13 protein-coding genes are annotated in these 12670 nt (G+C 36.4%); 8 read left to right on the top strand and 5 right to left on the bottom strand.

The annotated features are described in order from the left end of the window. Window positions 1-39: 39 nt before the first annotated feature. Together BMX49_RS04570 and hemL are read left to right on the top strand one after the other, a co-directional pair. Window positions 40-1089, top strand: a complete 1050-nt coding sequence (locus tag BMX49_RS04570; RefSeq protein WP_034718951.1) for a glucosaminidase domain-containing protein — start codon at window positions 40-42, stop codon at window positions 1087-1089. An 83-nt stretch (window positions 1090-1172) separates the two neighbouring features. Further along, the gene (gene hemL, locus BMX49_RS04575) at window positions 1173-2456 is read left to right on the top strand and encodes a glutamate-1-semialdehyde 2,1-aminomutase (RefSeq protein WP_034718953.1); all 1284 of its coding nucleotides are present in this window, start codon (window positions 1173-1175) and stop codon (window positions 2454-2456) included. 163 nt (window positions 2457-2619) lie between these two features. Here the strand turns inward: hemL and namA are convergent, their stop codons facing one another. Together namA and BMX49_RS04585 are read right to left on the bottom strand one after the other, a co-directional pair. Next, on the bottom strand, window positions 2620-3666 hold the full coding sequence (gene namA, locus BMX49_RS04580) for an NADPH dehydrogenase NamA (protein ID WP_034721185.1): 1047 nt from the start codon (window positions 3664-3666) through the stop codon (window positions 2620-2622). 146 nt (window positions 3667-3812) lie between these two features. Then, the gene (locus BMX49_RS04585) at window positions 3813-4376 is read right to left on the bottom strand and encodes a DUF892 family protein (protein WP_034718955.1); all 564 of its coding nucleotides are present in this window, start codon (window positions 4374-4376) and stop codon (window positions 3813-3815) included. A 403-nt stretch (window positions 4377-4779) separates the two neighbouring features. On the opposite strand from BMX49_RS04585, the gene BMX49_RS04590 reads away from it, so the two are divergent. Beyond that, the gene (locus BMX49_RS04590) at window positions 4780-5259 is read left to right on the top strand and encodes a cytidine deaminase (protein WP_034721187.1); all 480 of its coding nucleotides are present in this window, start codon (window positions 4780-4782) and stop codon (window positions 5257-5259) included. Between the two features lie 60 nt (window positions 5260-5319). Further along, complete coding sequence (locus BMX49_RS04595; RefSeq protein WP_034718956.1) at window positions 5320-6204, top strand: Ppx/GppA phosphatase family protein; 885 nt, start codon at window positions 5320-5322, stop codon at window positions 6202-6204. A gap of 29 nt (window positions 6205-6233) precedes the next feature. Here BMX49_RS04595 and BMX49_RS04600 read toward each other — a convergent pair whose 3' ends face one another. Continuing rightward, window positions 6234-6725, bottom strand: a complete 492-nt coding sequence (locus tag BMX49_RS04600; protein WP_034718958.1) for a metallophosphoesterase family protein — start codon at window positions 6723-6725, stop codon at window positions 6234-6236. A gap of 248 nt (window positions 6726-6973) precedes the next feature. Here BMX49_RS04600 and truA point away from each other — a divergent pair, with 248 nt between their 5' ends. Further along, window positions 6974-7705 (top strand): tRNA pseudouridine(38-40) synthase TruA, encoded by a 732-nt coding sequence (gene truA, locus BMX49_RS04605; RefSeq protein WP_034718960.1) that lies wholly within the window; start codon window positions 6974-6976, stop codon window positions 7703-7705. 90 nt (window positions 7706-7795) lie between these two features. Then, window positions 7796-9538, top strand: a complete 1743-nt coding sequence (locus tag BMX49_RS04610) for an ABC transporter ATP-binding protein (RefSeq protein WP_034718961.1) — start codon at window positions 7796-7798, stop codon at window positions 9536-9538. Between the two features lie 18 nt (window positions 9539-9556). Here BMX49_RS04610 and BMX49_RS04615 read toward each other — a convergent pair whose 3' ends face one another. Both BMX49_RS04615 and BMX49_RS04620 read right to left on the bottom strand, forming a co-directional pair. Continuing rightward, window positions 9557-10024 carry an FEKKY domain-containing protein gene (locus BMX49_RS04615; RefSeq protein WP_051803703.1) on the bottom strand — a complete coding sequence of 156 codons (468 nt, stop codon included), beginning with the start codon at window positions 10022-10024 and terminating at the stop codon, window positions 9557-9559. A gap of 113 nt (window positions 10025-10137) precedes the next feature. Next, window positions 10138-11424: an aldehyde dehydrogenase family protein gene (locus tag BMX49_RS04620; RefSeq protein ID WP_034718963.1), complete on the bottom strand. Its 1287-nt coding sequence runs from the start codon at window positions 11422-11424 to the stop codon at window positions 10138-10140. 264 nt (window positions 11425-11688) lie between these two features. Here BMX49_RS04620 and gcvH point away from each other — a divergent pair, with 264 nt between their 5' ends. Together gcvH and BMX49_RS04630 are read left to right on the top strand one after the other, a co-directional pair. Next, complete coding sequence (gene gcvH, locus BMX49_RS04625; RefSeq protein WP_034718964.1) at window positions 11689-12066, top strand: glycine cleavage system protein GcvH; 378 nt, start codon at window positions 11689-11691, stop codon at window positions 12064-12066. Window positions 12067-12091: 25 nt separating this feature from the next. After that, window positions 12092-12418, top strand: coding sequence for a VanZ family protein (locus BMX49_RS04630; protein ID WP_034718966.1), 327 nt, complete (start codon window positions 12092-12094; stop codon window positions 12416-12418). The last annotated feature ends 252 nt before the right edge of the window (window positions 12419-12670 follow it).

The following is a 12670-nucleotide window of genomic DNA, read 5'->3' on the forward strand; positions in this document are numbered from 1 at the left end:
ATAGAACATTACTAGTTTTAAAGTCATTAAATATAATATATGAAGAAAGTATTTTTTGCTCTCGTAGTGATCTTATTTGCGAAATTCAACGCGCAAGGTTGGAAAACAGACGAGCAATACATTCAAAAATTTGCCTTGTACGCGGTAGAGGAAATGGAAAAATATAAAATTCCAGCTTCTATAACTTTAGCACAAGGACTTCTGGAAACTGGCGGCGGACAAAGTCGCTTGGCGCAACAGGGAAATAACCATTTCGGTATCAAGTGTAAAGAAGACTGGACGGGAAAAACCATGAAACACACGGACGACGCGCCGAATGAATGTTTTCGAGTGTACGATGATCCACGTGATTCTTATGAAGATCATTCGAAATTTTTGGCTTATCGTAAATTTTACGTCAATCTTTTTAAACTCGACATGATGGATTACAAAGCCTGGGCTCACGGTTTGAAAAAAGCCGGCTACGCGACGAATCCAAAATATGCCTATATTCTGATTGATAAAATTGAAAAGAATAAACTATACGAATTTGACAGAACTAATTCCAAAGAAGTGCTCTACGCAGTTTTAAAAATGTATCCTAATTTGAAAAATGACGATATTTTCATGGCGCGATTAGATCAAAGTCAAGTGAAATCAAAACCTGTCACGATTAAAGTTCCGTACGAGCAAATTTCTTATACTGATCAAAAAAAGAAAGTAGAGAAATTGGTGTCGACCGCAGAATCGCTGAATGCTATTCTAATTAAAAGTCACCCCAATGGTGGTAAAAAATTCGTGATTATTCCAAATGACATTGCTTTAGCCGCAATTTCGAAAAAATTCCAGATTACAGAAAGCGCTTTGATGAAATGGAATGAACTCGACGGAAATGAATTGCGAAGAAATGATATTCTTTTTTTAGAAAATAAATCTAACAAAGGAAATGTCGCAACGTACAGCGCTCAAGCAGCAGAATCGATGCACGACATCTCCCAGAAATTCGGAGTTAAACTGAACAAACTCTATTCTAAAAACAGAATGGATTACGGCCAGCAACCTAAAGTCGGACAACTCATTTATCTTCAAAGTAAAAAACCAAGAAAGTAGGTAGACCTTAGAAGTTAAATTTTCTACATTACTCATTACTCATTACTCATTACTCATTATTTATTACTCATTACCCATCAATTATGAATTACCAAAGAAGTTCAGCTTTATTCGATGAAGCGTACAAATATATTCCGGGCGGAGTAAATTCACCCGTTCGTGCTTTTAAATCTGTCGGCGGCGTGCCTTTATTTATGAAAGCTGCAAAAGGCGCTTACTTAACTGATGCCGATGATAATCAATACATCGAATACATTAATTCTTGGGGTCCGGCCATACTTGGTCATACGCATCCCGAAGTTTTGGAAGCCATTAAGAAGCAAGCAGAAAAAGGTTTTTCCTATGGAACACCAACAGAACTAGAAACAGAAATTGCAAAATACATTGTAGAAAATGTTCCGAATATTGACCAGATCAGAATGGTTTCATCAGGTACAGAAGCTTGTATGAGTGCGATTCGTTTAGCGCGCGGTTTTACAAAAAGAGATAAATTTATTAAATTCGAAGGTTGTTACCACGGACATTCCGATTCCTTTTTAATCAAGTCGGGTAGTGGAATGGCGACTTTCGGAAATCCAAGTTCACCCGGTGTAACTCCTGGAACGGCAAAAGATACTTTGAACGCCCGGTATAACGACATTGAACAAGTGGAAGATTTGTTCCGATTGAATCAAGGTGAAATTGCCGCAATCATCATCGAGCCCGTTGCTGGAAATATGGGTTGCGTTTTACCGGAAAATAATTTCCTTCAAAAATTGAGAAAACTCTGTGATGAAAACGGTGCACTTCTCATTTTTGATGAAGTAATGACCGGATTTAGGTTGGCGTTTGGTGGTGCACAGGAATTATATAACGTGAAAGCAGATTTAGTGACTTTCGGAAAAGTGATTGGGGGCGGACTTCCCGTCGGTGCTTTTGCTGGAAGAAATGAAATCATGGATCATCTTGCGCCAAAAGGTGCAGTTTATCAAGCTGGAACTCTAAGTGGAAATCCGTTGGCGATGCGTGCCGGATTAACGACTTTACAACATATTAAAAATGATGAAAACTTTTATCAAAATTTAAGCAAGACGACGGAAACTTTAGATTTTGAAATCGGAAAAATATTGAATTCAAAAAGCATCGAACACCGAATTAATAGAAAAGGCTCAATGATGAGTATCTTTTTCCATATCAATGCCGTGTCGAATTTTGATGAAGCAGCCAATTCGAATCATGCTTTATTTAATAATTTCTTTCATCAGTTATTGGAGAAAGGAATTTATCTGCCGCCAAGTGGTTATGAAACCTGGTTTATTTCTGACGCGATTAAAGAAAAGGAAATTGATAAAACATTAGAAGTGATTCGACAGTTTGAATATTCTTAATTCTCACGTAGTGACGCAATGAAATTACCGCAATGAGCGCAATGCTCTTGTTTCATTTTAACGATAGAAATTACCAAAAAGATTTGAATAAAAAGACCGCAATAATTAATATTGCGGTCTTTGCGTTTTTCATTGCGTCATTGCGTGAAAAATATTTAGAGAATTAAATTCTCGCTCTGTCATATTGGTATGGAAAATCACATTCTCCTTTTCCTTCAAATGAACCTTGAATTGCTAAATACGGATTTCTCAAGATTTCCCGAGCTACGAAAATTAGATCAGCTTCTTCTTTTTGTAAAATTTCTTCGGCGTGTTCTGCGGATTTAATCAAACCAACAGCACCTGTTTTAATTCCGGTTTCTTTTTTAATTTCAGCGGATAATGGAACTTGATAACCGTCAAACAAACTGATTTTTGCGCCAGAAATATTTCCACCGCTTGAAACATCAATTAAATCAACTTTTTTATTTTTCAAAACTTCTGCAAGTTTCACGCTATCGGAAATTTCCCAACCATTTTCCGCATATTCTGTTCCAGAGATTCTAACAAAAAGTGGATGATCTTCATCGAGCAATTCATTTACCGCATCTACAATTTCTACCAGAAAACGAATTCTGTTTTCAAAACTTCCACCATATTCATCAGTTCTTAAATTTGATAAAGGCGACAGGAACTGGTGAATTAAATATCCGTGAGCCGCGTGAATTTCAATTACATCAAAGCCAGCTTCTAATGATCTACTCGTAGCATCTTGGAAATCCTGAACTAATTTTTTAATTTCGGAAATTGTTAGCTGATGCGGATTTCTTTCCCCTTCCGCGTAAGGAATTGTAGACGGCGCTACCGTTTCCCAACCTTCTTCCAAAGAAAGTTGTTTACCATTCCAGGTTGAAGCTTTCCTACCAGCGTGACCCAATTGAATTCCAATTTTACTTTGAGAATTCTGGTGTACGAAATCAACGATTTTTTTAAAACCCTGCATTTGTTCATCATTCCAAAGTCCCGTGCATTTGTGGGTAATCCGTCCTTCTGGTACAACGCCAGTTGCCTCAACAATTAGCAATCCTGTTCCGCCCTGCGCTCGACTGCCGTAATGCACAAAATGAAAATCATTAGGCACACCATCTTCACAAGAATACATACACATCGGCGACATTACCCAACGGTTGTTGAGTTCTAAATTTCTAAATTGAATGGGAGAATATAAAATCATAAATATTTTTTTATTAAGACATCGAATTTACGAAAAGCGATGTTGAGGTCTTGTTTATTCTCATTTATTATATCGATACAAAGAAAAGAGGCATTCTAATCGAAAGCCTCTTTTAATAATCTACTAATAAAGATTGAAAGGTTTTAATTTCTATATCCTGCAACATGAGAAGCCAAAAACGCATCGAAAATGCCATTTAAATTATTGGTAATAAACTCTTCTTCTTCCTGAACACTTATCGCGAGCAAGGTTGCCGCTTTATAATAATTTAATTTAATGGCAACATGGGCTAGTCCGCCATAGGAGGCAATTTTGTAGTGACTTAATTTTTGCGAAACCAGAATTAGCGCTATTTCCCAGTTGACGATATCGTTTGGAAAGATGGCAAGATGGCGTTTCCCTTCAGAAATTAAGGCGTCAAAAATTTCGGATTTCTTGTTCTCAATTAATTCATCTCTTAATTCAAATATTTTTACGAGCCTGTCCTTATGTCTTAAGTGAATTGCATAATGAGTTTTAAGAATATCTTTTAATTTTGCAGAAGAAATTTCATCTTTTATAAGCGCAAACTCCTCAGATATGCTGTTTTCAACGTAGTACATCTCCTGCAATGAGTGAATGAAAAAATCTTCTAACATCGATTCAGAAGCAGAATGCGGACTAGTAATATTAGGCAAGGGTTGGCTATTTTTATCTAAATTTTTCATGAGTCTCGGTTATTTATCTACGATCTTTAAGACCAAAAATTTCCACAAGTAAAATTACAATATTGATGTTGAAACAATGAGATTTACTTAGGTGATTTTTTTCACTATTGATGATAAGTATTCATACTGAAAACCATTTTCTTCTTTACAAATTGATCAATAGATTGGTCTGATTCGGTTATTAGGTTTAGGTTAAAGATTTTCTCTAAATTTTTTTAAAACCATCATTTAGTTTTCCTATTTTTTAATGAAAGATTCACTCATCAACTTTTATGATTCTAGTTTTTGCTTTATTTAAACGCAAAAAATTGTAAGAATATTGAATGAAAGAAATTCGCAGTGTTTACGCATTGATACAAGTGCTTTGAAAAAAAACCTATATCTTTACTATCCAATTTTACCAATGGATAAACAAATTACAATCAATTACGAAGCCATCGAAAATTACGACCATCTAGATGCGATGGAAAAAACGCTTTTCGATAAAGCAATGGCAATCCGCAATATAGCCTACGCACCTTATTCTGATTTCACCGTCGGTTGCGCCATTCTCTTAGAGAACGGAGAAATCATCACGGGCAGCAATCAAGAAAATGCCGCTTATCCTTCAGGTCTTTGCGCCGAACGAACCACAATTTTTTACACGGGAGCCAATTTTCCTGAGGTGAAAATTAAAAAGCTGTTTGTAATTGGTGCGCCTAGAAAAGCAACTTCTTCCGTTCCAATTCCGCCGTGTGGCGCTTGCCGTCAATCGATTTTAGAATATGAAGCCAAGCAGAAAGACGAAATAGAGATTTATTTTGCGTCGCTGGATGGTGAAATTTTCAAAACCAAGTCGATTCGAGATTTAGTGCCTTTTTCTTTTGACTCGTCCTACCTTTAAATAAAATGAACTTTTTTCTTTGCTGAAGAAGTCATTTTAATAAATCCTATTTCAAATAGAATGAAAATAGCTGCCATCGATATCGGAAGTAATGCCGCCAGACTGTTGATAAGTGAAGTTACGGAACCTAAAAAAGGGAAGCCGCAATTCACTAAACTCAATTTACTCAGGATTCCGCTTCGGCTGGGTATGGATGTTTTCACCAAAGGGGAGATTGGCAAGGAACGGGAGAAAATGATTATCGACTCGATGGGTGTTTTCAGCGGTTTGATGAAGATTTATAAAGTTGAACATTTCCGAGCTTGTGCGACCAGCGCCATGCGTGATGCTAAAAATGGGCAAGAAATCATTAAACAAGTTAAAAAATCTTCGGGAATTGATATTGAAATTATTACAGGAGATGAGGAAGCGGGTTTGGTTTTCGAAAATCATGTCGCCGATGGACTTGACAAAAACAGCGCCTATCTTTATATTGATGTTGGCGGCGGCTCTACTGAATTGATGTTCTATGAAAATGGAAAAATGCAGTATGAGAAATCTATTAATATCGGAACAATCCGGCTGTTAAATGGTTTGGTGAAGGAAGACCTGTGGAAGGAGCTGAAAGAAGACATCCGCAAAAACATCAACAGCAAAAAACCAATTATGGCAATTGGGTCAGGTGGAAATATCAACAAAATATTTTCGATGAGCAAAACCAAAGATGGCAAACCAATGTCCAGCGCTTATCTGAAAAAATCTTACAAGGAACTGAATGAACTAACGGTTGCCGAACGGATGAGCAAATTCAACCTGCGGGAAGACCGCGCTGATGTGTTGGTTCCTGCCTTAGAAATTTATAATAATGTAATGACTTGGAGTGATATTGATAAAATCTTTGTTCCGAAAATTTCTGTTGCTGATGGTTTGATTCATAGTATTTATGAAAGCTTACAAAAGAAATAAGCACTCCTTAATATAGAAATTTGCAAATTTTATTTCCTTCCCAATTCAATCACTTCTAAGTTTTCAATCTGATCACCATTAATTTCAAAACGCATCATCGTTCTCATTTGGTGCCAACCGACTTTTCCCATGGCGCCAGGATTGAGGTGAAGCAAACTGTTTTTTTGATCATACATTGCTTTTAAAATATGAGAATGTCCGGAGATAAAAAGTTTCGGTGCTTTTTCTTCGATTTCCTTTTTTGCTAAAGGGGTGTATTTATTGGGATAACCACCAATGTGAATCATTAGAACTTCTACGTCTTCGCATTTAAATCGTAAAACTTCGGGGAATATTTTTCTAATTTCTGTGCCGTCGATGTTGCCGTAAACTCCTCGTAACGGTTTTATCTTCTCTAATTTCTCAATCACTTCCAAATTCCCAAAATCACCGCAATGCCAAATCTCATCTGCGTTTGTTGCATATTCTAAAATTCGATCATCGATATAAGAATGGGAGTCGGAGAGAAGGAGTATTTTCATGGCGCTAATTTCATCCTTTTATTTGGATTTTGTTAATTACTATTGTTCCTAAGTTTTGTAGGGGAAAACTTTTGTTTCAGAAAATTGAATATTGAAAAGAAGAAATGCCAGTTCTTTTAGACCCGATTGAACGGCCTGTTTGAGCTCTCCCTCGTGGGTAGACGAGGGAAGCGAGTAGTGAAAGCGCGACTGGATTTGTGAGGAATCGTTTTTTTGTTGCTCTTAAAAATTCTGTAAATTTGCAGTCGATGAGGTATTTCATAGAGTTTTCATATTCGGGTAAAAATTATTTTGGTTTTCAAATTCAACCGAACGAAATTACGGTGCAGGAGGTTTTGGAAAAAGCTATGTCAACAATTCTGCGGGAAGATATTAAAATTACTGGCGCGGGTAGAACTGATACTGGCGTACATGCGAAGAAAATATTTGCGCACTTTGAGACTGCAAATGCCATCGAGGTCAATTTACCCTATCATCTAAACAGTTTTTTGCCACCAGACATTTCCATTAAAACGGTTTTTGCAGTTAAAGAAAATTTTCACGCGAGATTTGATGCGACTTTCAGAACTTACGAATACCATATATCTTTAGAGAAAAATCCTTTTACTCAAGATTCTTCGTGGCAAATCTGGAAAAGAGATTTGGATGTCGACCGAATGAATGAAGCATGTGAAATTCTTTTTGAATACGAGGACTTCACGAGTTTTTCTAAATTACACACGGGAAATAAAACCAATAACTGCAAAATCTATAAAGCTTTTTGGGAACAAAATGGAACAGAATTAAAATTCACCATTTCTGCTGATCGTTTTTTACGAAATATGGTTCGCGCGATTGTGGGAACCATGGTTGAAATTGGTAACGGAAAAATGGAGCCTGATAGTATGCATCAAATTATCCAAGACAAAAACCGGAATTCTGCTGGAACTTCTGCGCCACCGCAAGGTTTATTTTTGGTTGATGTAGGGTACGATTTTTAGCCATCGATCATCTCAATTTCAAAACTCGATCTTCACACGCCTTTCATCCCTGCAAAATTCTGTATTTTTGCAAAGAATTTTTTATTAAATATGAAGCAACAATCGACTTGGGATATTATTAAACGACTATTTGTAATCGGTATGAAATTTCGGTCGTGGTTTATTGTTACGCTTATTATTTCAATCGTTTTGTCGATCATTTCTACGTATCGGCCGTACTTGACCATGCAGATTGTAGATACGGATATCATTCAGCTCAGAGATAAAGAGTTGATGATGAAGCATATTTATGTTTTGGTAGCCTTGGTTTTTGGCGAAACAGTTTTAAATTTTTTCCTTGTTTATTTTTCCAACTTTATTTCTCAAAATGTAATTCGTGATATTCGCGAAAGACTGTATCATAAACTCATATATTTCCGAACTTCTTTTTTTGATAAAACGGCGATTGGACAATTGGTCACGCGTGCAGTTGGTGATGTAGAAACCATTGCGACCGTTTATACCGACGGGTTTTTAATGGTCTTCGGCGACATCTTGCGGATCGTTTTCGTGTTGATTATGATGTTTCAGGTTGATGTCCATTTGAGTTATATCTCGCTAGTAATTCTACCATTGATGGTGATGATCACTCGGTTTTTCCAGAAAAGATTGAAGAAAGCCTTTGGTGATGAACGAACCTGGACCTCTAACCAAAACTCTTTTGTACAGGAACGACTTTCTGGAATGTCAATCGTACAAGTCTTTAACAGACAGAAGACAGAATTTAAGAATTTTGATGATATTAATATCACGTTAAAATCAGCTTTGTTGAAAACGGTTTTCATCTTCTCCTTATTTTTTCCGGTTGTTGAATTGATTTCGTCTTTATTTATAGGGTTTATCCTTTTCTATGGTGGGTTTATTGCCATTACCGCAGGAAAAGTAATTGCTTTTATTCAATTTATTTCCATGTTGATTCGTCCGCTGCGACAGATTGCCGATCGTTTTAATAATATTCAAAGAGGACTCGTCGGGGCAGAAAGAGTTTTGGGCGTTATGGATGAAGATTTTGCAATGCCGAATCACGGGACGATTGCTAAGGATCATTTCGAAGGAAAAATCGAATTCAAAAATGTTCATTTTTCTTATGATGAAAAACAAGAAGTTTTAAAAGGCATTAGCTTTAAAGTTAATCCTGGCGAGACTGTAGCTATTGTTGGAGCAACTGGCGCGGGAAAATCTACCATTATCAGTTTGATTACGAGATTATATGATATCAATTCTGGTAGGATTTTATTAGATGATGTTGATTTAAAGGACTACGAATTGTATAATCTCAGAAGTCACATCGGTGTTGTATTACAAGATGTCTTTTTATTCCACGGCAGTATTTTCGAAAATCTCGCCTTTGGAGATGAGTCGGTAACTTTAGAAAAGATTAAAAGTGTCGCCAAAGATATTGAAGTGGATGATTTTATTGAAAGTTTGCCAGGTGGTTATGATTACGTTGTTCGTGAAAGGGGATCTTCTATTTCTTTAGGTCAGAGACAATTGTTGTCATTTCTACGAGCTTATCTTTCTGATCCGAAAATTTTGATTTTGGACGAAGCTACATCTTCCATCGACATCGAAAGTGAAAAATTAATTCAACGAGCTACGGAAAAAATTACGAAAAACAGAACTTCAATTATTATTGCTCACCGACTTTCAACCATAGTTAATGCTGATAAAATCATTGTCATGGAACAGGGGAAAATTGTAGAAGAAGGAAAGCACCAGGAACTGCTCGACAGAAACGGGTATTATTCTACCTTGTATAAATCGCAGTTGAAGGTTACGGTTGCTGAATTTTAATTTGAAAATGCAGATATTCTAATTGAGTCCAAAAGGCATTATTTCCAAATCGGTTTTCCAGTCATTATCAAATTTTTCAGTTAGATAATTTGAAATTATTAAGTTATTCGCAGTGGCTAATTTTGAAATTCCAGGTGAAATGACACAGTTTTCAGTTTTTACTTTAATTCCATATTTCTTTTCAAACGCCGAATAATCATTGGATACCATACCAAAGACTATAAGTGCAACGTTATTTTCTTTCAGCAAATATTCAAAATTATCGGCATTAGCATACGTCAGAAAATCACTTTTTTGAAGTTCGGTATTCTTAGACGGTTTCATTTTGTTTAAACCTTTATTAAGATTATTCTTAGGATTTATTTTCGTCGGAGTTTGATTTAAATTGAAAGTGAGATTATCCTGATTTCGTTGATGTTGATTTTTTGTAGAGCAAGAAAGTAGGAAGAAGACAGCAAAAGCCGTTGTGATTTTAAGAGATTTCATAGATTAGTTTCTAGATAGAGTGTTGATCGTGAAGAAAGTTAAATCTAAAATATTTTTCCGGCATAAAAAATCCGCTCGAAATTGGAGCGGACATTATATATGGTTAAAGTTAATTATTTTCCAACCACAGTTCTTACATTCACAAACTCTCTCAAGGCAACCATCGAAAGTTCAGTTCCGTAACCCGAAGATTTTGCGCCACCAAAAGGCAATCTTGGATCGGAGCTCGTTGCTTTATTAATGCTTACGGTGCCAGATTCCAAATGATCAATATAGAATTGTTGTCTTTTTTTATCTTTCGTCCAAACCGAATCAGATAGACCGAACGGAATATTATTTGCAAGTTTGATGGTCTGTTGATCATCTTTCGCAATCATCACCATTCCCAGCGGCCCGAAAAGCTCTTCTTGTAAAATTGAATTTCCAGCTTTTACTTTAATTAAACCGGGTACGAATTCGTTTTCAGAAATTCTTTGTAGCGGTAAAATAATCTCAGCTCCATTTTTTAACGCCTTATTATACTGTTGTTCTAATTCATCAGCCAAATCCGGACGAGCCATGCCCGCCATATTGGTTTTCTTTTTTAAAGGATCACCTGCGACAAATTTCTGATATTCTTGAATGAAAAGCGAAAGAAATTCCTTTTCAACATTTTTCTGAATAATAAATCTTTTGGCAGCATTACAGGCTTGGCCACAATTGAGCAGTCTTGACTTCGCACCAGCTTCGGCAGCGCTTGCAAAATCAGCATCATCCAAAACGATAAAAGCGTCACTTCCGCCAAGTTCTAGTAATGATTTTTTAATGTTTTTTCCGGCAATTGCAGCGACTTCTGCACCAGCTTTTTCGCTACCGGTTAAACTCACGCCTTTTACAATCGGATGTTCCAGAACTTTTTTTACTTCAGCATGTCCAATTTCTAAATTTTGAAAAACTCCTTTTGGAAATCCTGCTTCTAGAAAAATCTTTTCAATCGCGTTTCCACTGCCGAAACAAATTGAAGCGTGTTTCATCACAACGGTATTTCCGGCCAGAATCGCGGGAACCGCAAAACGGATCGCCTGCCAGAAAGGAAAGTTCCAAGGCATTACTCCTAAAATTACCCCTTTTGGTATGTAGTGAATTTCTGAAATTCTAAACTCTGTTTTAATCTGCTCAGATTTTAAAATATTTTCTGCATCTGCATAGTACCGAACCATCAACGCGCATTTTTTAATTTCAGCAACCGATTGGGTAATGGGCTTATTCATTTCCTTGGTGATAAGTTTTCCAAACTGTTCTGCATTACGATCCAAGACTTTTGCTAATTTTTTCAGTAATTTTTGCTTATCTTTAAAGGGAACAGATTTCCAGGTATCAAATGTTTTTTGGGAAAGTTTTAATTTATTTTCGACGTTCATGAGTTGATTATTTATAGGTGCGTTATTATCCTAAGTAAAATGATAAACCGCAACTAAAGTTTACTATATTAATTTATAAGAGCAAATTTAAGAAAACAAGATAAATTAAAGGATTGACATTGACAATCATTCTTATTTGAATTGATGAAAGCATAAAATTGTATCAGTAAATTTTCAATATGGAAAAATGTCATTTTTAAAAGAGAGATAAACTTTTGAATATCATATTATTTTAATTATTTTTGAACCATAAAAATTACCAAAATGAATTTACCAGGCGAATTAAAATACACCAAAGACCACGAGTGGGTTAAGATTGACGGAAACACAGCAACCATCGGCATAACTGATTTCGCACAAGGCGAATTGGGAGACATTGTTTTTGTTGATGTTGATTCTGTAGACGACGAACTATCTGCAGGAGACGTGTTCGGAAGTGTAGAAGCTGTGAAAACCGTTTCAGATTTATTCCTACCCTTAAATGGAACCGTTTCAGCATTTAACACGGATTTAGAAGATCAGCCAGAACTTCTTAATACAGATCCTTATGGAAAAGGTTGGATTATTAAATTAGAATTAGCAGAGGGGGCAGATCAGTCAGAACTGCTTTCAGCAGAAGATTATCAAGCTTCCCTTGGATAAGGTTTCGAAAATATTTCGTAAGATATTGCCCATTTATTGGGCATTTCTTACTTATATGCTGCTCAAACCTGGCGTAGAAAACTTAGATTATCCCTTTATGTTTGACGGGATTGATAAGATTTTACATTTCGGAATTTTCGCACTTCTAGGGTTTACTTTCATGGCTGCATTTCCGAGAATTAAGTCTCTGTACTTCGTACAAATTATGGCCATTTATGGATTTCTGACCGAAATTATGCAAGATGAAATGAATTTTGGACGATCTTTAGAAGCGCTTGATGTATTAGCTGACCTAATCGGAGTGCTCATTGGTTACATCATTTTCAAAAAACTACAGCGCACTATTACATAGTACGTTTTTCTATTTGGGCGGTTCCCTCGCCTTCTCTTACAAACATTGTACAATAGTTTCCAGCCGCTTCGGGTCGGGCTCTTTGTTTCAATTCCTCGCCCCTTCGTTAAAAGGCCCACGCTTGCTGCGGTATTCCACTACGATCCCTACCGCAGAGTAGGACTCCGATTGACACGTCCGTCCTGAATTAAGACATTTAGATAAAGTGGATAACTTTGTTTTCACTGTACTTATCGTTAAATCAGGCACATA

Source organism: Kaistella antarctica (assembly GCF_900109615.1).
In the GTDB taxonomy this organism is placed as follows: domain Bacteria; phylum Bacteroidota; class Bacteroidia; order Flavobacteriales; family Weeksellaceae; genus Kaistella; species Kaistella antarctica.